The sequence below is a fragment of the Methylosoma difficile genome, from assembly GCF_054657615.1.
This window is the reverse complement of sequence record NZ_BAAHYJ010000004.1, coordinates 295,047-318,815: the sequence shown is the minus strand read 5'-3', so window position 1 is coordinate 318,815 and position 23,769 is coordinate 295,047. Positions and strand designations below refer to the sequence as shown.

At 45.4% G+C, this 23,769-nt stretch carries 26 protein-coding genes and 1 tRNA gene; 26 read left to right on the top strand and 1 reads right to left on the bottom strand.

Translation table 11 applies throughout. The features are described from left to right. Window positions 1–126: 126 nt before the first annotated feature. A complete protein-coding gene (nhaD, locus tag ACYQ1O_RS13185) occupies window positions 127–1,434 on the top strand; it encodes a sodium:proton antiporter NhaD (protein ID WP_459992294.1) in 1,308 nt (435 codons plus the stop codon). A 73-nt stretch (window positions 1,435–1,507) separates the two neighbouring features. Then, complete coding sequence (locus ACYQ1O_RS13180; protein WP_459992292.1) at window positions 1,508–2,761, top strand: AmpG family muropeptide MFS transporter; 1,254 nt, start codon at window positions 1,508–1,510, stop codon at window positions 2,759–2,761. Here the strand turns inward: ACYQ1O_RS13180 and ACYQ1O_RS13175 are convergent. Then, complete coding sequence (locus tag ACYQ1O_RS13175; protein ID WP_459992291.1) at window positions 2,756–3,544, bottom strand: exodeoxyribonuclease III; 789 nt, start codon at window positions 3,542–3,544, stop codon at window positions 2,756–2,758. The two genes, ACYQ1O_RS13180 and ACYQ1O_RS13175, sit on opposite strands and share 6 nt — an antisense overlap. Before the next feature lie 73 nt (window positions 3,545–3,617). On the opposite strand from ACYQ1O_RS13175, the gene rpmE reads away from it, so the two are divergent. The 24 genes from rpmE to ACYQ1O_RS13055 all read left to right on the top strand — a co-directional run bounded on the left by rpmE (window position 3,618) and on the right by ACYQ1O_RS13055 (window position 23,706). Next, the gene (rpmE, locus tag ACYQ1O_RS13170; protein ID WP_088619118.1) at window positions 3,618–3,818 is read left to right on the top strand and encodes a 50S ribosomal protein L31; all 201 of its coding nucleotides are present in this window, start codon (window positions 3,618–3,620) and stop codon (window positions 3,816–3,818) included. Window positions 3,819–4,345: 527 nt separating this feature from the next. After that, window positions 4,346–5,407: a pilus assembly protein PilM gene (locus tag ACYQ1O_RS13165; protein WP_459992289.1), complete on the top strand. Its 1,062-nt coding sequence runs from the start codon at window positions 4,346–4,348 to the stop codon at window positions 5,405–5,407. After that, window positions 5,407–5,991 carry a PilN domain-containing protein gene (locus ACYQ1O_RS13160; protein WP_459992287.1) on the top strand — a complete coding sequence of 195 codons (585 nt, stop codon included), beginning with the start codon at window positions 5,407–5,409 and terminating at the stop codon, window positions 5,989–5,991. The genes ACYQ1O_RS13165 and ACYQ1O_RS13160 overlap by 1 nt, the downstream gene beginning before the upstream one ends. Next, complete coding sequence (locus ACYQ1O_RS13155; protein ID WP_459992286.1) at window positions 5,991–6,677, top strand: type IV pilus inner membrane component PilO; 687 nt, start codon at window positions 5,991–5,993, stop codon at window positions 6,675–6,677. The genes ACYQ1O_RS13160 and ACYQ1O_RS13155 overlap by 1 nt, the downstream gene beginning before the upstream one ends. A gap of 5 nt (window positions 6,678–6,682) precedes the next feature. Beyond that, on the top strand, window positions 6,683–7,237 hold the full coding sequence (locus ACYQ1O_RS13150; protein ID WP_459992284.1) for a pilus assembly protein PilP: 555 nt from the start codon (window positions 6,683–6,685) through the stop codon (window positions 7,235–7,237). A gap of 15 nt (window positions 7,238–7,252) precedes the next feature. Beyond that, window positions 7,253–9,640 (top strand): type IV pilus secretin PilQ, encoded by a 2,388-nt coding sequence (locus ACYQ1O_RS13145; RefSeq protein ID WP_459992283.1) that lies wholly within the window; start codon window positions 7,253–7,255, stop codon window positions 9,638–9,640. A gap of 155 nt (window positions 9,641–9,795) precedes the next feature. Continuing rightward, the gene (gene aroK / locus ACYQ1O_RS13140; RefSeq protein ID WP_459992282.1) at window positions 9,796–10,320 is read left to right on the top strand and encodes a shikimate kinase AroK; all 525 of its coding nucleotides are present in this window, start codon (window positions 9,796–9,798) and stop codon (window positions 10,318–10,320) included. A 2-nt stretch (window positions 10,321–10,322) separates the two neighbouring features. Continuing rightward, window positions 10,323–11,405 carry a 3-dehydroquinate synthase gene (gene aroB, locus ACYQ1O_RS13135; protein WP_459992280.1) on the top strand — a complete coding sequence of 361 codons (1,083 nt, stop codon included), beginning with the start codon at window positions 10,323–10,325 and terminating at the stop codon, window positions 11,403–11,405. Then, complete coding sequence (locus ACYQ1O_RS13130; protein ID WP_459992278.1) at window positions 11,392–12,243, top strand: hypothetical protein; 852 nt, start codon at window positions 11,392–11,394, stop codon at window positions 12,241–12,243. Before aroB ends, ACYQ1O_RS13130 begins: the two co-directional genes overlap by 14 nt. A 42-nt stretch (window positions 12,244–12,285) precedes the next feature. Beyond that, the gene (hemE, locus tag ACYQ1O_RS13125; protein ID WP_459992276.1) at window positions 12,286–13,353 is read left to right on the top strand and encodes a uroporphyrinogen decarboxylase; all 1,068 of its coding nucleotides are present in this window, start codon (window positions 12,286–12,288) and stop codon (window positions 13,351–13,353) included. 15 nt (window positions 13,354–13,368) lie between these two features. Next, window positions 13,369–13,824 (top strand): DUF411 domain-containing protein, encoded by a 456-nt coding sequence (locus ACYQ1O_RS13120; RefSeq protein WP_459992275.1) that lies wholly within the window; start codon window positions 13,369–13,371, stop codon window positions 13,822–13,824. Between the two features lie 257 nt (window positions 13,825–14,081). Next, a complete protein-coding gene (gene ruvC, locus ACYQ1O_RS13115) occupies window positions 14,082–14,579 on the top strand; it encodes a crossover junction endodeoxyribonuclease RuvC (RefSeq protein ID WP_459992273.1) in 498 nt (165 codons plus the stop codon). Beyond that, window positions 14,576–15,169 carry a Holliday junction branch migration protein RuvA gene (gene ruvA / locus ACYQ1O_RS13110; protein ID WP_459992272.1) on the top strand — a complete coding sequence of 198 codons (594 nt, stop codon included), beginning with the start codon at window positions 14,576–14,578 and terminating at the stop codon, window positions 15,167–15,169. Before ruvC ends, ruvA begins: the two co-directional genes overlap by 4 nt. A 16-nt stretch (window positions 15,170–15,185) precedes the next feature. Continuing rightward, window positions 15,186–16,217 (top strand): Holliday junction branch migration DNA helicase RuvB, encoded by a 1,032-nt coding sequence (gene ruvB / locus ACYQ1O_RS13105; protein WP_459992375.1) that lies wholly within the window; start codon window positions 15,186–15,188, stop codon window positions 16,215–16,217. Between the two features lie 21 nt (window positions 16,218–16,238). Then, window positions 16,239–16,643, top strand: coding sequence for a tol-pal system-associated acyl-CoA thioesterase (gene ybgC, locus ACYQ1O_RS13100; RefSeq protein WP_459992271.1), 405 nt, complete (start codon window positions 16,239–16,241; stop codon window positions 16,641–16,643). Then, a complete protein-coding gene (gene tolQ / locus ACYQ1O_RS13095) occupies window positions 16,633–17,310 on the top strand; it encodes a protein TolQ (protein ID WP_459992270.1) in 678 nt (225 codons plus the stop codon). The genes ybgC and tolQ overlap by 11 nt, the downstream gene beginning before the upstream one ends. Beyond that, window positions 17,307–17,744, top strand: a complete 438-nt coding sequence (gene tolR, locus ACYQ1O_RS13090) for a protein TolR (protein ID WP_459992269.1) — start codon at window positions 17,307–17,309, stop codon at window positions 17,742–17,744. The genes tolQ and tolR overlap by 4 nt, the downstream gene beginning before the upstream one ends. A gap of 3 nt (window positions 17,745–17,747) precedes the next feature. Beyond that, complete coding sequence (gene tolA, locus ACYQ1O_RS13085) at window positions 17,748–19,319, top strand: cell envelope integrity protein TolA (protein WP_459992268.1); 1,572 nt, start codon at window positions 17,748–17,750, stop codon at window positions 19,317–19,319. Window positions 19,320–19,466: 147 nt separating this feature from the next. Further along, window positions 19,467–20,708 carry a Tol-Pal system beta propeller repeat protein TolB gene (tolB, locus tag ACYQ1O_RS13080; RefSeq protein ID WP_459992267.1) on the top strand — a complete coding sequence of 414 codons (1,242 nt, stop codon included), beginning with the start codon at window positions 19,467–19,469 and terminating at the stop codon, window positions 20,706–20,708. Between the two features lie 49 nt (window positions 20,709–20,757). Next, a complete protein-coding gene (gene pal, locus ACYQ1O_RS13075) occupies window positions 20,758–21,354 on the top strand; it encodes a peptidoglycan-associated lipoprotein Pal (protein WP_459992266.1) in 597 nt (198 codons plus the stop codon). Beyond that, window positions 21,355–22,251, top strand: coding sequence for a tol-pal system protein YbgF (gene ybgF / locus ACYQ1O_RS13070; protein ID WP_459992265.1), 897 nt, complete (start codon window positions 21,355–21,357; stop codon window positions 22,249–22,251). After that, complete coding sequence (gene queE / locus ACYQ1O_RS13065; protein ID WP_459992264.1) at window positions 22,251–22,895, top strand: 7-carboxy-7-deazaguanine synthase QueE; 645 nt, start codon at window positions 22,251–22,253, stop codon at window positions 22,893–22,895. The genes ybgF and queE overlap by 1 nt, the downstream gene beginning before the upstream one ends. Window positions 22,896–22,900: 5 nt before the next feature. Next, window positions 22,901–23,578: a 7-cyano-7-deazaguanine synthase QueC gene (gene queC / locus ACYQ1O_RS13060; RefSeq protein WP_459992263.1), complete on the top strand. Its 678-nt coding sequence runs from the start codon at window positions 22,901–22,903 to the stop codon at window positions 23,576–23,578. 52 nt (window positions 23,579–23,630) lie between these two features. Further along, window positions 23,631–23,706, top strand: a tRNA-Lys gene (locus tag ACYQ1O_RS13055). Window positions 23,707–23,769 lie beyond the last annotated feature (63 nt).

Here is a 23,769-nt window from a genome sequence, read left to right as displayed (position 1 = left end):
TAGTTGGGATACCATTGTTCTTTTGAATTTTTGCGTAACTGTTTTTTACTATAAAAACCTTAGGGGGATATTGTGGTTCGTTTTTTGTTTGTGTTGTTATTGGCCGTGCTGATGCCGGGAATAGCAATGGCCGAAGGGCTTGAAACACTCGAGATGACGGGAACAGAAAGGGGGATTTTCACCGTTCTGATTTTCATCATTGCCTATGCTTTTGTAATGACCGAAGAATTTACGCATATGCGTAAATCAAAGCCCGTTATTTTGGCGGCAGGCATTATTTGGGCGCACGTATCTGTTTTGGCGTCGCAAAAAGGCGTACCTACTGAACAGATGCACGAAGCATTTGAGCATGACTTAAAAGAGTATGCCGAGCTGATGTTGTTTTTGTTGGTTGCCATGACTTACATCAACAGCATGGCTGAACGTAACGTATTTGAAGCTTTGCGCTCTTGGTTGGTGAGAAAGCAATTTGGTTATCGTCAGCTTTTTTTGATTACTGGCATCATTACCTTTTTCTTGTCTTCTGTTGCAGACAACCTGACAGCGGCTTTGTTGGTCGGTGCCGTGGTATTGGCCGTGGGTGCGGATAACGAAAAATTTGTCAGTATCGGTTTTGTTAACTTAGTGATTGCTGCTAATGCCGGTGGCGCGTTCTGCCCATTCGGTGACATTACCACATTGATGGTTTGGCAAGCTGAGTATGCTGAGTTTTTTGACTTCTTTAAATTATTTATCCCTTCAGTCGTCAATTACGCAGTACCTGCAGCGGTGATGTATTTTGCCGTACCAAATGAACAGCCTAAAGAAACCAGTGAAGAAGCCGTGGTGTTAAAGCCAGGCGCTATCCAAATCTGTGTGATGTTCCTGTTTACTATCGGTTCTGCGGTTAGCTTTAAACAAGCGCTGCATTTGCCTCCTTTCATGGGTATGATGGTTGGTTTGTCTGTATTGATGTTGTACGGTTATTACATTAAGAAAAACCATACACCAGAAGGCGAAGAAGGCTTTGATATTTTCAAACGCGTTATGCATGCTGAATGGGACACTTTGTTGTTCTTCTTTGGTGTTGTCTTTGCGGTTGGTGGCTTGGGTTACATCGGTTACTTGGAGTTGTTGTCAGGTGCGATGTACGAAGGCTTGGGCGCAACCACAGCCAACATCATGGTCGGTTTGATCTCGGCTATCGTTGACAATATCCCTGTTATGTTCGCTGTATTGAACATGGGCTTGGATATGGATTTATACCAATGGTTGTTGGTGACATTGACTGCCGGTGTGGGTGGTTCTTTGTTGTCAGTTGGTTCTGCGGCTGGTGTGGCTTTGATGGGACAATCCAACCACAAATACACGTTCTTCAGCCATTTGAAATGGACGCCAGCCATTGCTGCCGGTTATGCCGCTAGTATCTTCACCCATTATTTGGTTAATGGCTGATAAGGCTAGGGCGTTTTTGCCGCTTGGCTGAATAAAATCCAAGGCTGATGGCGTTTGTCATCAGCCTTTTTTTATGAATACGTTTTTACATGATCTTATGACGGGCAACGATTCTGTTTGGCGGCATCTGTTTACTAAATCTATGTTGATCTGTGTGTTCACAGGTTTTAGCTCTGGGCTGCCCTTGTATGTGCTGATTAGTTTAGTGCCGGCTTGGTTGCGTTCAGAAGGGGTTGACCTTAAGTCGATTGGTTTGTTTGCCTTAATCCAACTACCTTTTACTTGGAAATTTATTTGGGCGCCGCTGTTTGATCGCTATGCTTTGCCGTTAGGGCGTCGGCGTGGGTGGCTAGTGGTCACGCAAGCATGTTTGTTGTTGTGTTTGGCCTTGTTTGGATTGATGCCGGTTGCTCTCAATCTGTGGTTAGTTGCAATGCTTGCTTTGTTGGTAGCGTTTCTAAGTGCTTCACAAGATATTGTTCTGGATGCTTACCGGCGCGAATTGCTGCTTGAAAATGAACTGGGCTTGGGAAATGCTGTGCATGTCAATGCTTATAAAATTGCCGGCTTGGTACCTGGTTCGTTATCTTTGGTGTTAGCTGATTTTTTGCCTTGGCAAAGCGTGTTTTTTATCACAGCTTTATTTATGTTGCCTGGCTTGGTAATGACGTTTGCCGTTAAGGAGCCAGGTAACCAAAATGGCTTGCCAAAAAATTTGCGGGCGGCCGTTGTAGAGCCCTTTCAGGAGTTTATTAACCGCAATGGTTTGGTGTCAGCATTGACGGTCTTGGCGTTTATCTTTTTTTATAAGCTCGGCGATAGTATGGCTACTTCGCTGGCGACGCCGTTTTATCTGGATATGGGGTTTAGCAAATCAGAAATTGGCCTGATCGCTAAAAATGCGGGTTTATGGCCTAGTGTTATCGGTGGGCTGTTAGGTGGGGTGTGGATGTTAAAGCTCGGCATTAATCGTGCGTTGTGGGTGTTCGGGGTGGTACAAATGGCGGCGATTTTAGGCTTTGCTTGGCTTGCCTTTGTGGGGCATAGTTTGTTGTGGCTGGCGGTGGTGATAGGTGTTGAAGCGTTGGGGGTGGGATTGGGAACGGCTGCATTTGTAGCGTATATAGCTTATAACACCAATCCATTATATACCGCCACCCAGTTTGCTTTATTTACCAGTCTTGCCGCGGTTCCGCGTACTTTTGCCAATGCAGCAACCGGTTATTTGGTCGAGTCCATGGGGTGGATGAATTTTTTCATATTGTGCTTTGCGGCGGCGGTGCCGGGTATGTTGCTGTTGTTTAAGGTTGCGCCTTGGCGGTCATAATCCGCCTAATGCGTAATCCATAATGAGTGGTGCGTGGTCGGAAAAGCGTTGGTCTTTATAAATCTCCGCAGCCACTACTTTATCTTGTAGGGAGGCGCTGATAATTTGGTAATCAATTCGCCAGCCCACATTTTTTGCCCACGCTTGGCCTCGGTTTGACCACCATGTGTATTGGTCAGCTTCTTGGTTGACAAGACGGAAGGCGTCAAACCATTTTCCGGATTCAAACAATGCGCTTATCCATGCGCGTTCCTCGGGTAAGAATCCAGAATTCTTTTGGTTGCTGCGCCAATTTTTTAAGTCAATTTCTTTATGGGCGATATTCCAGTCTCCGCAAATGACATAGTCCCTGCCATTGTCGGCGCAGGATTGCAGGTAGGGTAAAAAGCGTTCCATGGCATTAAATTTGACCGCTTGGCGCTCCTCAGAAGAGGAGCCGGAGGGCAAATACAAAGAAATTACGCTTAAATTACCAAACTGAACTTCGATGTAACGGCCTTCGGCATCAAAATCCGCCCAACCAATACCGCTTATAACAGCATCCGGTTTTTTTTTGCAGTAAATAGCGACGCCGCTGTAGCCTTTTTTTTCGGCGTCGTGGTAATAGCAATGAAAGCCTTGTGGATGAAAGGCGCCACTTAGCTGATGGATTTGTGCCTTGGTTTCTTGTATGCAAACCACGTCGGCATTTTGTTGAGCCAGCCAAACAAAAAAGCCTTTTTTTTCAGCAGAGCGGATGCCATTGGTGTTGACGGTAATGATGCGCATTGATGGATTTGCCATTTGGTAATAAAAACCGTATTATACGGAGTTTTTCAATAATAAGGCAGCCCGATACGGGTAATGTGAAAGTGATATGAAACCAGATATTCATCCAAATTATAAGCAAATTACCGTAACTTGTGGTTGTGGTAATTCTTTCGTGACCGGATCTGTGATCGCTAAAGATTTACAGATCGAGGTTTGTTCTTCCTGCCATCCGTTCTATACCGGTAAGCAACGTGTTGTTGATACCGCTGGTCGTGTGGACAAATTCCGTAAAAAATACGGCAAATAAGGCTAAAAGCGGATATTTCAGCTTTTTTGGCCTTACTGGCTGGCTTATGGGTTGTTATTCTAAGCCAGCACATCCCCCTTGTTATTTTGTCTTTTTTAGCGGCTTATTGGCTTTTAAGCTAATTGTTGCTTTCTTCTTTGCATGTCTTTCTTTAAGATAGGGTCCGTAACGGATTTTATACGTTTTTTTCCTTGATTATCAACTGCTAACAGGGATAAGTTTATCTATACTAAAAGAATAGTTTTCTATTGTGCTGTTTTAACTTGTAAAATGGCATCACTTTTTGGTAGATTCTGTTTTCGTACGCATATTTGGTAAATTTAAAATAAAACTGCTTTTGAAGGCAGGTTCTTGCTGCTTAGCACCCTGATGTGCGCTGAATCATAAAAATTTCTATTATCCAAGTAAATAATTCACTCGCATTTTAAAAAACTACTATACTTTTGCCGGTGCTTTGGTGGGTTTGAAGGACGGCTTATCGATGTTTTAAAACAGGTCGCTTAAATGATCAAAATTAAAGGTATGTTATGAGATGGTTTAATCAAAAGCAAAACGCAGTCCTTAGCATTGATATAAGTACAGCGGCCGTGAAATTGTTGGAGCTTAGTAGGGCGGGGGCTCGCTATAGGGTTGAGAGTTATGCCGTTGCACCGTTACCGCAAGATGCTGTAATTGATAAGAATATCTCTAATGTCAATGTCATTGCAGAAACCGTAAAAGTGGCTTTAAGGCAATCTGGAACCAAGCTTAAAGAAGCAACGGTAGCAGTGGCTGGTTCATCGGTAATGACCAAAATAATTACTATGGATGCTTCCTTGTCCGAAGATGAAATGGAAGAGCAGATTATGATCGAAGCGGATCAATATGTGCCTTATTCACTAGATGAAGTCAATTTCGATTTTGAAGTTCAGCGTGTCAATGAAAGCAATCCTGAGATGGTTGATGTGTTGTTGGCTGCTTCAAGAAAAGAAAACGTTGAGAACCGTGTTGAAGCTTTAGCTAAGGCTGGCCTTAAAACACGTATTGTAGATGTTGAGGCATTTGCAATGGAGAATGCTTTTTCCCTGTTAGCCGAACAATTTCCGGATTCTTCCGAAGGTCAGACAGTCGCTATTTTGGATATTGGCGCTTCTATGACCAGCCTAAATGTACTCCATGATTACCGAACCGTTTACACGCGTGAGCAGGCATTTGGTGGCAAACAGTTAACCGAAGAAATTCAACGAAGGTACGGGCTTTCTTACGAGGAGGCAGGGTTAGCAAAACGCCACGGTGGTCTCCCCGATAACTACACAGTGGATGTGCTTGATCCCTTTAAAAGAGCGATTGTCCAGCAAATTCAAAGATCTTTACAATTTTTCTACTCATCAAGTGCCAACCGAACCATTGATAGAATGATTTTGGCGGGCGGTTGTGCATCTATCGCAGGTATAGAGCAGCTAGTTGAAAAGAGTATGGGAATGCCTGTTTATGTTGCAAACCCGTTTGCAAATATGACCTTATCCAGCAAAGTAAAGCCACATACATTAAGTAATGATGCCCCAGCAATGATGATCGCTTGTGGTCTTGGGTTGAGGAGTTTTGACTAATGGCAAAAATCAACTTGCTCCCCTGGCGGGAAGAGCTGCGTAAACAAAAAAAGCAAGATTTTTTTAACTCTATTATCGTTTCAATTGGCGTAGCTATCGTTGTTATTGCCACTGTTCATTTTTATATAGATGGCTTGCAGTCTTATCAAGAATCCAGAAACAAGTTATTAGAAGGTGAAATAGCCAAACTGGATAAGAAAATTGTCGAAATTAAGACAATTGAAGAAAAGAAAAGTAAGATGCTGGCGAAAATTGACCTTATCTATAAATTACAAAAAAGCAGACCCGAAGTTGTGCATCTTTTTGAAGAAATCCCTAAAGCCGCTCCTGATGGTTTGTTCCTGACAAAAATTATCCAAAAAGGCGATGAGATTACTTTTGAAGGTAAAACTCAATCCAATGCTAGGGTTTCTGCATTTATGAGGGCTATAGAAGCTTCTGAGTGGATGCATTCTCCTGTTTTGACTCAAGTAAAAATTTCTGAAAAAGACAAAACACCTATAGATGAAGCCAATGAATTCGCCTTGCGTACAAAACAAGGTAAGGATGAGGTGAAAGTTGAGCCTCGCAAAGGAGGTAAATAATGAACCTTTCGGAAATTAATTGGGATATTAACGCTTCGGGTTCATGGCCTTTGCCAGTTAAGGCTGCAATGGTATTAATAATAAGCGGGTCAGTGTTGGGTGCAGGCATTTATTTCGACACGGTCGCTCAACTTGATAAGCTTAAAGGCATTGAACAGAAAGAGATTGACCTCAAAAAGGATTTTGAAAAGAAGCAAAATAAAGCTGTTAATTTGCAAGACTATAAAGACCAGCTTGTACAAATTGAAACTGAGCTGTTTGAAATGGTTAGGCAAATGCCTACCGAAGCTGAAATAGCTAATTTACTGACTGATATCTCTCAGGCTGGTCTGGCAAGTGGCTTAGATTTCAAGCTATTTAAGCCTGGTGCTGCTGTTTATAAAGATTTTTATACGGAAATCCCCATTTCTATAAAAGTTGTAGGTAAATATGAGGAATTAGGGCTGTTCATTAGCAGCCTTGCATCTCTACCTAGGATTGTTACCGTTCATGATGTGAATATTGGGAAGCCAGTCGATGCCAAGTTTGGATTTGGTAGTAAGGGTAAGGAGGAAACAAATCTGCTAAACGATGATTTGGTTATGGAAGCAACCGTTAAAACTTACTACGAGGGTCAGCCTGCAAAAGCGGCCACTACTAATGACAGCAAGAAAAGAGTCAAGCCAAATGGAGGTAAGCAGAAATGATAAAGATGAAAGCAAAAAATAATGCTTGCTTGGTTGGCTCATTGAGAGCTTGCTGCACATTTCTGGTTGTTATATTGGCAGGTTGCGCCGATCATGAGTTGACAGATTTGAATCAATACGTCCGTGAAGTAAAAGCCCGCCCTAAAGGACAAATAGTTCCTTTGCCTGATATTAATGTTATTGAACCGTTTGTATTTAAATCAGACGATTTGCGGGATCCTTTTAAACCAATGACCCATCCTGAAGAAGTCTTGGATGCAAACGTTTCTGTAACTGGCGGTGGATTACGCCCCGACTTAACCAGGCGTAAAGAAGAATTGGAAGCTTTTCCTTTAGATGGCTTAAAAATGGTCGGTACGGTAGCGAAGAAATCCGTATTGTGGGGGCTTATAAAAGCCAGTGACAATACAGTGCATCGCGTTCAATCGGGCAATTATATGGGTAAAAACTTCGGAAAAATAATCCGCATTAGCCCAGATAAAATTGAATTATTGGAAATGGTGCCTGATAGGCCGGGTACATGGCGCGAGCAACAAACAACATTAGCGTTGGTAGAGTGATTTTGAGGATAAAGAATGAAAATTAAACACGGTGGCATTATGTTCAATAAAATCTGGCGATCGCTAATTGTTTACATGGGCTTGAGCGTTATTCTTGCCATTTTTCTTGATGTTGCAAACGCAGGTGATTTATCGCTTTCATCTATCAATGCAACCTCATTGCCTGGAGATAAGCTACAGATTCAGCTTGAGATGAGCGGAAATGCTATTAGTCCTAAAGTATTTCAAACTGACAACCCTGCACGAATTGCTTTAGATTTTCCCGGTGTAAAAAACGGTCTGAATAAAAAAATGTTTCCTGTCAATAGAGGCGCAGCAACAAATATCTATGTTGCCGAAGCGGCGGATAGGGTTAGGGTCGTTGTCAATTTGTTAGAGTCGACACCTTATGAAACAAAAATAATGGGCAACAAAATATTGTTGACATTGACTCGGGCGGCCTCAGTGGTTCCTTTTGTTGCAAATAAAACAGCCCCTCCTAAGCCTTCTTTACAACCGACAGGGTTTAAAGCACAAGGCAATCCTGCAATCGCGGCGTTATTACCGCAACAAGCAATTAGCGGATTTGATTTTAAGCGCGGAGATAAAGGTGAAGGCCGCATAGTGGTTAATTTAGCCAACCCTAATACCATCGTAAATACGAAAGAAGAGGGAGGGAATGTTGTCATTAGCTTCATGAATACCATGTTGCCGCAAAATTTTGCTAAACGATTGGATGTTTCTGAATTTGCAACACCTGTAAAATTCATAGATACCACACCCACTGGAAGCGGTACAAAAATGACCGTTTCTATGCAAAATAAGCTTTACGATTATTCATTAGTTCAATCAGACGGTTTGCTGACAGTTGAGTTCCGTCCTTTAAGCGACGAAGAAAAAGAAGCACTTGATAGGACACGAACCAAGTATACCGGCGAAAGATTATCGTTAAATTTCCAAGATATTGAAATTCGTAGTGTGATTGCTATTTTGGCTGAATTTACCGGACAAAACGTGGTGGCTGGCGAAGATGTAACGGGAACTATCACATTGAAGTTGGATGATGTGCCTTGGGATGAAGCGCTTGATTTTGTCATGATGACCAAAGAACTGGGTAAATTTGAAACAGGTAACGTAACCTTAATTTCACCTTTGGATAAAATTAAGGAATATAAAAAGAAGCAAAAAGAAACTCAAGCCGTTGTGGAGCAGTTGGATCCATTAATTACTGAATATCTGAAAATCAACTACGCCAAAGCGGAAGACTTCAGAAACTTGCTTAATGGTTTTGATGCAAGTTCCGTAGGGAGTTGCTTGAAAGTGACTGCTAAGGATGTTAATTCAACAGGTACCAATAATAGTTCGGGTGGCCAGGGTGGTGGTGGCCAAGGATCAAGTCAAAGTGGTGGTCAGAATAACCAACAAAACAATAATATTGAGTCTAGGATACAAAGCAGACAAGAGAAACAAGAAGAGGATGGCTCAAAATCTGAGCGTTTCACACTTCTATCTAGCCGTGGTTCGGCGGTAGTGGATTCAAGAACCAACACCTTAATTGTTAGGGAAACAACAAAGCGACTTGAAGAGATTAAAAAACTAATAAGAAAATTAGATATACCTGTTAGGCAGGTTATGATCGAATCTCGGATTGTAATTGCCAACAATAATTTTGCAAGAGAGTTAGGTGTTAAATTTGGCGCAGCAAAACAAGGAAGCGCGGGTGGTGGCACTAGTTACGGTATTGGCGGTCAAGGTACAAAAGGGAATGGCAATGCCCAAGTTGATGAAAATGGCAATATTGGTACTTTGAATGATTCGTTAGTTGATTTAGGTACCAGTTCCGCAATTGCTTCAAATCCCTATGGGGCATTAGGTATGACGTTGGTTAAAAGCGCCGACTTCGTTTTAAACCTTGAATTAAGTGCATTGCAAGAAGAGGGGCGTGGTGAAGTCATTGCCAATCCAAGGGTTATGACATCTGACCGCTGTTTGGCTGTTATTCAATCAGGAAGACAAGTTCCTTACTTGACGGTCAGCCAAAATGGTACACAAACCGTCTTTGTTGATGCGGTTCTTCAATTAGGTGTGTTGCCGCAAATTACGCCGGAAGGCAGTATCATTATGGGTTTATACATTACTAAAAATGACTTGGGCGATCCTGTTACAAGCGCTGGTGACCGCGATATTTTAAAACGTGAAGTAAGAACCAGTGTGCAGGTTGAAGATGGTGAAACTGTTGTATTGGGTGGGGCTTTCGAAGGAACCCAGAAAAATAACAGCAGCAAAGTGCCTTTCTTTGCTGACATTCCTGGAATAGGATTTTTGTTTAACCGCCCTTATAAACAAGATGATAAGACAGAACTTTTGATCTTTGTGACGCCAAAAATCATTAAAGAAATCGAAGGAAACAAAGCATTGAATTAATAATCTACTTTTTGTAGTACAAGAAAGGGGGCATAATGCCCCCTTTTTAATGGTTTTCGGCTTTTTGGCTGTTTGAAAAAAAGTTACTGCAAATGTCGTTGTCTAAAATTAATGACAAGACAATGTATATGGTCAAATTAATATGAGGAATTTAGATGGCGAAAACAGAAAACATCTATTTAGTTGGCCTAATGGGAGCAGGAAAAACAACAATAGGGCGGCAATTGGCGAAAGCGCTTAAGCTGCCATTTTATGACAGCGATAAGGCGATAGAAGAAAGGACGGGTGTCGATATTCCGACTATTTTTGAATTTGAAGGGGAAGATGGTTTTCGCGACCGCGAAGAAAAAATGATTAAGCAGCTAACTGAAATGCAAGGTATTGTGCTGGCAACAGGCGGCGGTGCTATTTTACGGGAAGAAAACCGTACGCTTTTGAAAAAAAATGGGTTTATCGTTTATTTGCAATGTTCCGTGGAAAGGATTTTGGAACGTACGCGAAGGGACACACAAAGGCCTTTATTAAAAACAGAAAATCCCAAAGAACGCATAGAAACATTGTTTATCCAAAGGGAACCTTTATATCTTTCCTGTGCCGATTTTAAAGTCGATACCGGCATTATGCAGAGTAAACAAGTCGTTGATGAAATCTTGTCAGCCTATCAGCAATTTAAACAGTAAACATGAATACGCTAAATGTTGAATTAGGAACTCGCAGTTATCCTATTTATATAGGTAGCGGTCTTTTAGGGCAAAAGGATTTGCTGCAGCAACATATCAAATCGAAACACGTTTTAGTAGTAACCAATACTACGGTTGCAGAACTTTATTTACCGTTACTCATAGCAGGATTAGAAGGCTATGTGCTTGAGACGGTTATATTGCCCGATGGCGAGCAATATAAAACATTAGAATGGCTAAATGAGATTTTCGATAAGTTACTGGCAAAAAAATTTAGCCGAAACGCTACCTTAATTGCTTTAGGTGGTGGTGTGATTGGTGATATGGGAGGCTTTGCCGCTGCATGTTACCAACGTGGAATTGTATTTTTGCAAATACCTACAACCTTGCTCGCTCAAGTTGACTCGTCTGTGGGTGGAAAAACAGGTGTGAACCATGCATTGGGTAAAAACATGATAGGCGCTTTTTATCAGCCTCAATGTGTGATTGCAGATGCTGATGTATTGGATACACTTGATGACCGCCAATTTTCAGCAGGTTTGGCAGAAGTTATCAAATACGGTTTGATACGGGATGTTGTTTTTTATAAGTGGTTAGAAGACAACATTGAAAAATTAATGGCAAGAGATAAACAAGCCCTTGCTTATGCTATTGAGCAATCATGTCTTAATAAAGCGCAAATTGTTGCCGAAGATGAAACCGAAACAGGACTAAGGGCTACATTAAACTTGGGGCATACCTTTGGGCATGCCATTGAAACAGGGATGGGGTATGGCGAATATTTGCATGGAGAAGCAGTCTCCATTGGCGCTTGCCAAGCTGCCGATTTGTCGAGAAGAAAAGGTTGGTTATCCGATGCCGATGTGGCCAGGATTATTGCTTTGTTCAATGCAGCCCGTTTGCCGGTAAAACCACCTAAAGGGTTGGATGCCGAAAGGTTTGTTTCGCTTATGTCTGTCGACAAAAAAAATATCGATGGGCAAATCCGGCTGATCTTGCTTAAGCACATTGGAGAAGCCACTTTGCCAATGGGGGTTGACCTTTGTTTGCTGACTGAAACGTTAGAAAACTATGGAAGAGAATGACCTTGGCAATTATCAGCTGAAATTAAATGGGTCAATTGATAACACAGATGATTATTCGCTGACGGGTTTAGAAAGGATTCAAAAACAACAGTTGTTTGTACATTTGCTCGCCAATTCTGAACAATCCTTGCTTGTTTGTGGTCCGGAGGGTATTGGCAAATCAAGGATTGTAAAAAATCTCCAGAAACAGCAAGCCCAAACGTGGGTATTTTTTTCTATTGTTGGTCAGTTTCAGTTGGACTTGCATAAAGTCTTAGATAAGATCAATGAAGAAACAGCGCAATCACCAAAACAAAGTCGGCTTAAAAAAGTTGTGTTGTTTGAAGATGCGGGGCGGTTGCCGGCTGGATTGATAGACCAAATATTGGAATCTGGCTTGCCAACGGCGGATATCCGCTTGGTGTTTTTTCTAAGCCACGACGATCTATATGTCAAAAGTTTTACCGATAAACGCATAGACGATTGTTATTTAATAGAAATACCACCGCTGACAGAGAACCAGTGTGGCGACTTTGTACGCGGCTTATCAGCTAAACCGTGGATACGATTATCTGGCAATGAGATAAATGAGCGTTTTATTGCCTCCATTTATCAGCAAAGTAACGGTGTCCCAGGCGAAATTATTGCTAAATTGCCTACTGTGGCAGGCCATAAGCGCGTTGATACGTCATTATGGTTATTATTGTTGGCGTTGGTCATTTTGATAGCGATTGCTTTGGGCTTGCAATGGTATAGCCAAAAACATAATGGCCTGAATTTTAGCTTCCCTAGCCGACTATCACTGCCCGCCTTCCTGTTGCCAAGCAGTCCGCCTGAAGGGAAAGACGGTCATCAATAAATAAGCTGCTAGCTATATCACTTATAAAACTAATAAAAACGAATGACTAATCCAATTAACGATACGTTTCTTAAAGTGTTATTAAAACAACCCGTTGACCGGACTCCTGTGTGGATGATGCGGCAGGCTGGACGGTATTTGCCTGAATATCGGCAAATTAGGGAGCAAGCCGGTAGTTTTATGGGCTTATGTACGAACCCCGAACTGGCTTGCGAAGTCACCCTGCAGCCGCTACGGCGGTTTGCGTTTGATGCCGCCATTTTGTTTTCTGACATTCTGACTATTCCCGATGCCATGGGCTTGGGCTTAAGCTTTACCGAAGGAGAAGGCCCCAAGTTTGCCCGCCCTTTAAAAAATGCGGCAGATATTGAAAAACTAGCGGTTCCTGATCCTGAGGTTGAATTACGTTATGTCATGGATGCTGTACGCCTGATTCGGAAAAATCTGCAAGGTAGCGTACCTTTAATTGGTTTTTCGGGTAGCCCATGGACCTTGGCGACTTATATGGTCGAAGGCGGAAGCAGCAAAAGCTTCCAGAAAATAAAAGCATTAATGTATGAACAACCTCAGTTGATGCATGTATTACTGGATAAATTAGCCCGATCAGTTGCCGATTACTTAAACGCCCAAATCATGGCCGGTGCGCAAGCGGTCATGTTGTTTGATACTTGGGGTGGCATGTTAACCAGTGAAGACTATGCCGAGTTTTCCTTGCGTTATGCCAAACAGGTGCGTGCGTTATTAAAAACTGAAGTTGACGGTCAAAAAATCCCTACCATTTTATTTACCAAAGGTGGCGGCTTATGGTTGGAAGAAATGGCTGATGCTGGGTATGACGCTTTAGGCTTGGATTGGCAAACGAACATCCATCAAGCTAGGCTAAGAGTGGGGGATAAGGTAGCCTTGCAAGGCAATATGGATCCTGTCGCTCTATATGCCAATCCAGAAGTCATTGCCGAAAAAGTAAAAACTATTTTGCAGCATTACGGCAGCGGTAGCGGTCACGTGTTCAATTTAGGACATGGCATTCTGCCGGATATTAACCCTGAACACGTTAAAGCGATGGTTGATGCCGTGCATCAATACAGTCCAGCTTATCACCCGTCATAAATGGAGGGTTTCAACATGAAAAACTTAAAGTCTTTGATAGTTAGTGGCGTTTTGTTGGTGCAGGGTGTTGTGTACGCACAAACGCCCGAAACTTCACAATCTGTTAGTGCAACGGTATACCGTAGCCCGACTTGCGGCTGTTGCGCGAAATGGGTCGAGCATTTAAAGGCCAACCATTTCTTGGTTGAAGACCATGTTGTTGAAGACATGCCACTGATAAAAAATAAATATCACGTGCCAGATAAGTTGGCTTCTTGCCATACGGCTATTATTAACGGCTATGTCGTCGAAGGGCATGTGCCTGCTTCTGCAATCAGCAAAATGCTCAAAGACAAGCCGGCGATTGCTGGTATTGCCGTGCCAGGTATGCCGATGGGTACGCCAGGTATGGAAATGGGCGGTAAAAAGGATGACTATCAGGTCATGGGCTTTGATAGCAATCAGCATATTGATGTTTTTTCGGGTAAATAAGCAAGCCAAAATGGGTAACTGTGCATGGCTAAAAAAGCCCTCTGTTTAGCCAATTCGTCAGAAATTGATAGCAGCAGTTGTTTTTTCCCTAGTCCATTTAAAAAATTAAAGAAAAATCTCTAAGTTGATGGTATCTTATTGTATCTATTGATTTACTATTGCCGGAAAAATGACCGCTAAGGTAAACAAAAAATACTGAAAACACCGTTGTTACCTACGGTAAACCTCCTGCCTATCAAGCGCTTTATATCTATTAAATGAGAATTTTAGGCATCGATCCCGGCTCACGAATGACCGGTTACGGCGTGATAGATTACGCCGCTCCAGCGTACCGATATGTCGCCAGCGGCTGCATCAACATCAAAGCCGATTATTTTCCCGACAGGCTTAAACAAATTTTTGACGGCGTGCTGCAAATTGTCGAAATGTATCAGCCACAAGCGTTGGCAATCGAACAGGTTTTTATGCATAAAAATGCCGATTCGGCACTTAAGCTAGGACAAGCGCGTGGAGCGGCTATTTGCGCGGTGCAAACCCAAGGATTGCCGGTGTTTGAATACGCGCCCAGGCAAGTCAAACAGGCGTTGGTTGGCAAAGGCAGTGCCGATAAATTGCAGGTGCAGCATATGGTGAAGATTTTGCTAAACCGCCAAGGCGAATTGTCTGCCGATGCCAGTGATGCTTTGGGTTTGGCGATTTGCCATGCCCATTACCAGCAAACTGCCTTGCGCTTACAAAAAGCAGTCAATCAATGATCGGTTTCTTGCGCGGTAAATTAGTCCATAAGGCACCGCCCTTATTGGTGCTGGATGTACAAGGTGTGGGTTACGAAGTGGAAGCGCCCATGACCACATTTTACGATTTACCCTTATTAGGCGCAGAAGTTCTGCTACACACGCACTTGGTGGTCAGGGAAGATGCACATAGTTTGTTCGGTTTTGCCAGTGAATCGGACCGGACGATGTTCCGCACACTGATAAAAATAAACGGTGTGGGCCCTAAATTAGCGTTGACGATTTTATCAGGGCAAAGCGCTGAAGAGTTTCATCGCTGTATCCATAACAACGATACACAGGCGTTAGTCCGTTTGCCTGGCGTCGGCAAAAAAACCGCTGAACGCTTAGTGATTGAACTGCGTGACAGCCTGCCATCGTTAGGCGAAACAACTATTAGCACTGCAGCAATTGCCGCGCCTGTCTCAGCAAACCCTAAGCAAGAAGCCATCAGCGCCTTATGTTCGTTAGGTTATAAACCCTTGGATGCCGCCAAAATGGTACAAAATATTGCGGATGATAAAAGTTGTGAGGATATTATCCGTTTGGCTTTGCAAAGTGCTGTCAGATAAAAGGGCAGCGTAAATGATAGAAAGCGACCGATTAGTCACTGCCCGCAGCCACGTCGATGAAGAGCGCCAAGACCGTGCCATTCGTCCCAAACGGCTGGTCGACTATGTCGGGCAAACCGAATTGCGTGCGCAAATGGAGATATTTATCCAAGCGGCTTTAGCCCGTGAAGAAGCCCTTGACCACGTCCTCATCTTCGGCCCGCCGGGGCTGGGCAAAACCACTTTGGCGAATATCATTGCCGCCGAAATGGGCGTGCATATCCGTCAAACTTCAGGGCCGGTGCTGGATAAGGCCGGCGATCTAGCGGCTTTGCTGACCAATCTGGAAGCCCATGATGTTTTGTTTATTGATGAAATCCATCGATTAAGCCCGGCGGTTGAAGAGATTTTGTATCCGGCGATGGAAGATTACCAACTTGATCTGATGATCGGCGAAGGCCCTGCCGCCCGCTCCATCAAGCTGGATTTGCCACCGTTTACCTTAGTGGGCGCAACAACCCGGGCGGGCTTGCTGACATCACCCTTGCGTGACCGTTTCGGCATCGTACAACGCTTGGAGTTTTATACCATTGACGAATTGGCGGGCATCGTGACCCGTTCCGCAAAAGTTTTGGGTATCAGCATAGAAAACGCCGGAGCCTATGCCATCGCCCGCCGTTCACGCGGCACACCGCGTATCGCCAACCGCTTGTTGCGGCGGGTGCGTGATTTTGCCGAGGTGAAAGGCAATGGTGTGATTACCGATGCCATCGCCGTTCAGGCTTTGGACATGTTGCGTGTTGATAATCACGGTTTCGACGCGCTGGACCGCAAACTTTTGATGGCGATGATTGACAATTTCGCCGGCGGCCCGGTGGGATTGGACACCTTGGCGGCGGCAATTAGCGAAGAACGCGGCACGATAGAAGATGTCTTGGAGCCGTACTTGCTGCAGCAAGGATTTATCATGCGCACCCCACGCGGACGTGTTGTCACCCCCCATGCTTATGTGCATTTTGGCTTGCAGCCACCTAAGCAATTGGGTGTTTCTGAAGATTTATTTGACTAAATAGCTCCAACACCGTTAATCATGCAAGCATTTTCTTGGCCTATCCGTGTTTACTATGAAGATACCGATGCCGGAGGTGTGGTCTATTACGCCAATTACCTCAAGTTTTTTGAGCGCGCCAGAACCGAAATGCTGCGCGCGGCAGGCTTCGAACAAGACCAATTGTTGGCAGAGCAAGGCGTGCTGTTTGTGGTGCGCTCAGTCCAAGCGGATTATCTGACACCGGCGCGCTTTAATGAACAATTGCTGGTGCATTGCGAAATTACCGAAGCCAAAAAAGCCAGCCTGACGTTCGCACAAATGATTAGCCGAGGTGATGCTATAGTATGCAAAGCCCTCGTCCGCATTGCTTGTCTTGACGCCAAGACGATGCGCCCCAAAGCCATTCCCGAAAATTTACAAGAGCTGTTACAAAATGAACACTGATTTATCCATATTCCATTTAGTTACCGAAGCCAGTTTTGTCGTCCAATTTGTCATGCTTATTTTGTTGGGCGGCTCCGTCACCTCGTGGACGTTCATTTTTTCCAAGCGCAAAGAACTCAACCGCGCCATCGAAATCACCGACGAATTTGAAGAACAATTTTGGTCTGGCGTGGCACTATCTGATTTGTACCGCAAATTGGCGGCTAAAGATTTTGAACCGGAAGGCATCGAAAAAATCTTCTTGGCGGGTTACAAAGAATTTTCCAGAATGCGCCAAAGCGGCAACGTCGAACCAATGGTGCAGGTAGAAAGCGCACAGCGTGCCATGCGGATTGAATTATCGCGCGAACTGGATCGTTTGGACGAACAGCTCCCATTCTTGGCAACGGTGGGTTCAATTAGCCCTTACATTGGTTTGTTCGGCACAGTTTGGGGGATCATGAATTCGTTTATGTCCTTAGGCAGTGTTAAGCAGGCGACATTGGCGCAAGTGGCCCCCGGCATCGCCGAAGCCTTGATAGCCACAGCTATTGGCTTGTTTGCCGCGATTCCGGCGGTTGTCTCCTACAACCGCTTTTCAACCCGATTGGATAAACTCACAGGACGCTACGAATTGTTCGTTGAAGAGTTTGTCGTATTGTTACAAAGACAGGCGCACAGCAAATGAGCAGAAGACATGGCCGCAGAAAGCCGATGGCGGAAATCAATGTCGTACCGTACATTGACGTTACCCTCGTATTGCTGATTATTTTTATGATAACCACCCCCATGCTGCAAACCGGCGTGGATGTCGATTTGCCCGAAGCACAATCGAAAACCGTTGAATCCGAAGGTGATGGAAGCAATCCCCCGATTATCGTTTCCATTAAAGCCGATGGTCAGTATTTCCTTAAAATTGACAATGGCGAAGATGAATCGGTACAAGTGGATGCCATTAATCCGCGTGTTGTCGAAGTATTGGCACAAAAACCCAAAACCCAAGTGCTGATTAACGCCGATAAAACAGTCGATTATGGCACTGTGGTGACGGTAATGGCTGCCCTAAAAAACGCCGGTGTACCCACTGTAGGCCTAATGACCAAACCGGAAGAAGACCAGTAGTCAATGGCTAGTCAAACTCGATATTCACGGCCTTTTTTACTGGCTTTAGCATTGCATCTTAGCTTGTTGGCGTTGTTTGCCATCAGCGCCCTCATCAAGCCCAAACGCGCCGACCTCACTCCGCCAGAGCCGGAAATCATCCATGCCACCATGTTCAACGCCGAAGAAATTGAAGCGCAAGAACAAATGGTCAAACAAGCGAAAGCAGCAGAAGAACAAGCCAAGCTAGCGGCTGAGCAGGCAGAGAAAGAACAGCAAGAAGCAGCAAAGCAAGCTGAACAAGCCGCCATAGAAAAAGCCGAACAAGAAAAACTTGAAGCTGAGAACGCCGAGGCCGCCGAGAAAGCCAAAGCTGCGGAAAAAGCCCAAGCCGAGAAAACTGAGGCGAAAGCGGAAGCAGCCGCGAAAGCCAAGGCCGAAGCGGCGGAAAAAGCCAAAGCAGAGAAAGCCGAGGCGGCAGCCAAGGCCAAAGCGGAAGCTGCAGAAAAGGCCAAGGCGGAGGCGAAAGCGGAAGCTGCCGCGAAAGCCAAGGCCAAAGCGGTGGAAAAAGCCAAAGCCGAAAAAGCCGAGGCGGCAGCCAAAGCCAAAGCGGAAGCCGCAGAAAAAGCCAAGTCAGAGGCGAAAGCGGAAGCTGCTGCGAAAGCCAAGGCTGAAGCCGCAGAAAAAGCCAAGTCGGAGGCAAAAGCGGAAGCTGCCGCGGAAGCCAAGGCCGAAGCGGCGGAAAAAGCCAAAGCCGAAAAAGCCGAGGCGGCAGCCAAGGCCAAAGCGGAAGCTGCAGAAAAGGCCAAGGCGGAGGCGAAAGCGGAAGCCGCAGAAAAAGCCAAGGCGGAGGCGAAGGCCGAAGCGGCGGAAAAAGCCAAAGCCGAAAAAGCCGAGGCGGTAGCCAAAGCCAAAGCGGAAGCCGCAGAAAAGGCCAAGGCGGAGGCGAAAGCGGAAGCAGCCGCGAAAGCCAAGGCCGAAGCGGCGGAAAAAGCCAAAGCCGAGAAAGCCGAGGCGGCAGCCAAGGCCAAAGCGGAAGCCGCAGAAAAAGCCAAGGCGGAGGCGAAAGCGGAAGCTGCCGCGAAAGCCAAGGCCGAAGCGGCGGAAAAAGCCAAAGCCGAGAAAGCCGAGGCGGCAGCCAAGGCCAAAGCGGAAGCCGCAGAAAAAGCCAAGGCGGAGGCAAAAGCTGAAGCAGCCGCGAAAGCCAAAGCAGAGGCAGAAGCCAAGGCTAAAGCGGAGGCCGCAGAAAAAGCGAAAGCCGATGCTGCCGCTAAGGCTGCTGCCGAAAAAGTAAAATCTGAAGCAGCGGCTCGGGCTAAATCAGAATTGGCGGAACTTACCAAAGAATTAAAGCGCAAAGTGGAGCGGAGTTGGATTCGTCCGCCTGATGCGCAAGGCGTAAAATGTGTACTCCGTGTCCGTTTATTACCTGATGGCTCAGTGGTTGATGTCCAGGTTGTGACCAGCAGTGGCGATGAATTGTTTGATAATTCAGCGGTCAACGCGGTCAACAAGGCATCGCCTTTTAAAATGCCCACCGACAAAGAGCTTGCCAAAGAATTTAGACGGCTGGAATTTACGTTTAACCCAAGTTGATGCAACTGGATGCCGGATCAGTTTTGCTGGCACTCAGCGGGTACTGGATTTCATACAATTTGATTCAAGTGATTCAACTGCTTGCGTCCGAACAAAAACTTTTTTAAGAGAAAAGGTAAAAATATGGCTTTTTTAAGCAAATTCTTAATGATTTCGTTGTGCTATTTTTTTACGCAAGGCGTTCATGCCGCGCTCACCATCGAAATTACCGAAGGCACTGAAAGCGCCTTGCCGGTAGCGGTTGTACCTTTTGCGGCTGGCGGTGCGCCCGTTGACATCAGTGCCATCGTTAATGCCGATCTGCAACGTAGCGGTTATTTTAAAATGATGGATCAAACCGCCATGTCGTCCCGTCCCGCTACTTTACAAGAAGTTAATTTTAAAGATTGGCAAGCGGCTAACCAAAATTATATGGTGGTAGGGAAGGTGACTGGTAATGGTGCGCAATACGATGTGCAATTCCAATTATTGGATGTTTATAAAAGCGGGCAAATGCTCGGTTACCGGATGGCCTCGTCATCCGCCGATTTGCGCCGCACAGCCCATCACATCAGCGATTTGATTTTTGAGAAACTGACTGGCAAAAAAGGCGCTTTCAGTGGTCGCATTGCCTATATCACTAGCAGCGGTCATAACGCCCATCAATTGCAAGTGGCTGACGCCGATGGTTTTAACCCTCAAACCGTTACCTCGTCTGTCGAGCCGCTGATGTCGCCTTCTTGGTCGCATGATGGCAAACGCATTGCTTATGTTTCGTTTGAGCGTAAGTCCGCCGCCATTTACGTACAAACGCTAGCGAATGGGCAGCGTGAACGAGTCGCCGAATTCCCTGGCATCAACGGCGCACCGGCTTGGTCGCCCGATGGTACACGCTTGGCTTTAACCTTATCAAAAGACGGCAGCCCCGATATTTACGTACTTAATTTGGCTTCGCGTTCCTTACTTAAGTTGACCAAAGGTTTTTCTATTGACACCGAACCCTCTTGGTCGCCTGATGGCAGCAGTATTGTTTATACTTCAGACAAAGGCGGTAAGCCCCAGCTGTACCTTATTTCTAGCCAAGGCGGTGCTGAAAAGCGTTTGACATTTAGCGGTTCGTACAATGCGCGCGGCAGTTTTTCACCTGATGGCAAATATTTGACGATGGTTCATGGCAACGGCAATAGTTACCGCATTGGCCTAATGGATATGGCAAGCCGCTCTATTAGTGTGCTGACATCCGGCCCGTCCGACGAGTCGCCCAGCTTTGCGCCGAATGGCAGCATGATCTTATACGCCTCTAAAAAAGGCGGAACGGGTTTCTTATCGGCGGTATCGATTGATGGTAAAATGCAACAAAAGTTGGTATTTAACAGCGGCGAAGTACGCGAACCCGCTTGGTCACCCTAGTTAAAAACAAATCGACATTCAAATCCTTCACTTATTTTGGAAAAAGATCATGAAATTGAACAAATCGTTATTGGCAATCGCCTTGTCTGCGTCTTTGTTGACGGCTTGTGGCGATACAGAAGATAAAGACGCCAGCTTATTGGACGGTACCCAACAAAGTGCCAGCGGTATTGGCGACGCATCAACCAGTGGATTGAACAACGGTTCCGGCGTCAATGGCTCAGAAATGGGCGGCAGCATGTATGGCAGTAACGGTGGTTACGGCGGTGCAGCCAACTTAGGGCCAGAATTTAGCGATCCAAACAACCCCTTATCGAAAAGAACAGTCTACTTCATGCTGGACAGCAGCCAAGTATTGCCAGACTTTGTACCGGTGATTGCTGCGCACTCACAATATCTGATCGCCAATCCTAACCAGCACATCGTTTTGGAAGGCCACGGCGATGAGCGCGGTTCACGTGAATACAATATTGCTTTGGGTGAACAACGCGCCAAATCGGTTGCCAACATGATGAAAGTGCAGGGCGTATCCGATAGCCAAATCAATATCGTCAGCTATGGTGAAGAAAAACCGGCGGCATTCGGTAGTGACGAAGCCGCTTGGGAACAAAACCGCCGTGTTGAAATTAACTATCAAGGCCAATAAATGAAACAGCGTACTGCCTTATTTTTACTGTTTAGCGCGGCAAGCGCTGCCTCTTATGCTTTGCCGCCGGTGATAGACAATTCTGCCTATCCCGAAAACGCTGTACCCAATATGGCAGTACCTGCTACCGCTGCGCCCTCCAACAACACCGTATTTGAGTTGATGGGGCGCATGGAGCAAATGCAGGCAGAAATCCAGCAACTGACCGGAAAAGTGGAAGAGCAGGCCAACCAAATCGCCGAGCTGAAAAAACAGCAATCCAGCATGTACGGTGATTTTGACGACCGTCTGCAAACTTTGGAAAGCGGTAAGCCAGCCGCCACGGCAGAGCCTGCTGCTACACCCGCGCCTGAAGCGGCAGCCGAACCTGAAGCGTCCGCGCCAGTTCCTGCCGTTGCCCCAGCTGAACAAAAAGCCAAACCGATAGATGCTCCAGAAAACTTGGCTGCAGCCGGTGCCCAACAGCCTGTTACCGCGACAGCGCCTAAGCAACCGTCTGCCCCTGCTTCTGAAGCGGAAAAAAAGGAATATCAAAACGTTTACAATTTGCTCAGAAACAACCGTGTTAACGACGCGATCCCTTCTTTACAAAGCTACTTGCAAAAATATCCATCGGGTAAATATGCGACAAATGCCCAATACTGGTTAGGCGAAGCGTATCGGATCAATAAAGATCCTGCTGCTGCCCACAAGGCTTTTGAAGATGTCATCGACAAATACCCCAATTCAGACAAAGCCCCTGATGCTATGTTAATGCTTGGCATACTTGAAGCCGACCAAAAAAATAACGACAAGGCACGGGAATATTACAACAAAGTCACTAGCCAATTTCCCAACACCGTCGCCGCCAAAAAAGCGGCTAAAAAATTGTTGTTATTAGATACACAAAGCAATTAATGGCGACAACATTACGCATCACTGAAATTTTCCACTCGCTGCAAGGAGAAGCCAACACGGTCGGCATACCCACTGTCTTCATCAGGCTGACAGGTTGTCCCTTGCGTTGTGTTTACTGCGATACCGCCTATGCCTTCACTGGTGGCGAAAAGATGACCGTAGCTGACATCGTCGCGCAAGTCCGTCGTCACCAGTGCCAATACATCACCGTTACCGGCGGCGAGCCTTTAGCCCAGCCAGGTTGCCATGAACTCATGACGGCATTGGTTGATGAAGGCTTCAAGGTTTCGCTAGAAACCAGCGGTGCATTAAATGTTTCGTTGGTTGATCCGCGGGTGGTGAAAGTCATGGACTTAAAAACCCCCAGTTCTGGTGAAATGGACAAAAACCTTTACCAAAATATTGCCCATCTGACCAGCCAAGACCAAGTCAAATTCGTCATTGGCGATCAGGCCGATTATGAGTGGGCGAAAGCCATCTTAAACGAATACCAGTTGGATCAGCGTTGCCATATCCTGTTTTCTCCAGTGATGGGCTTGCAAAACCCGACCGAACTCGCCGAAAAAATTCTCCAAGACCACTTAAACGTGCGCTTCCAAATCCAATTGCACAAACTGCTTTGGAATGATGCGCAAGGCAAATAAACCACATGGACAAAAAAGCCATAATCCTCCTATCCGGCGGCTTGGATTCCGTCACCACATTGGCGTTGGCGCAGCAGCAAGGCTACCAATGCTACGCGCTCAGTTTCGATTATGGTCAGCGCCATGATGCCGAATTGCTGGCTGCCGCACGCATTGCCGCCACTTACCAAGTTATTGATCATAAAATCATTAAATTAGGTTTAGGGTCAATTGGCGGATCCGCATTAACAGACAGCCACATTGCCGTGCCTGACAGCTTACAAGCCGGAATTCCTGTTACTTATGTGCCAGCCAGAAATACCTTATTTTTGTCTTTTGCCTTAGGATGGGCGGAAGTTTTAGGATTGACGGACATTTTCATTGGTGTGAATGCCGTCGATTATTCCGGTTACCCGGATTGCAGGCCAGAATTTATCCAAGCATTCCAAACACTCGCCAACCTTGCAACGAAAGCCGGTGTTGAAGGTCAGGAGTTTATTATCCATACGCCATTAATTTCGCTTAGCAAGGCTGAAATAATCAAACTAGGTATCGATTTAGGCGTTAATTACCAAGACACCGTATCGTGTTACTCTGCCGATGAACAGGGTAGTGCGTGTGGTATTTGTGATGCTTGCCGCTTAAGAAAAGCGGGTTTTAATCAAGCCGGCATTACTGATCCAACAAACTATCAAAAAAATTAAAAATAACTGTTGCAACCTGTATAAAATTGTTTATAATAGGTCTTCTTTGTTGGGGTCGCTAGCTCAGCCGGTAGAGCACCGCACTTTTAATGCGATGGTCATGCGTTCGAATCGCATGCGACCCACCATATAAATGATTGAAAAACCAGCTTTTAGCTGGTTTTTTTTTTGCCTGAAATTCAGGCAAAAAA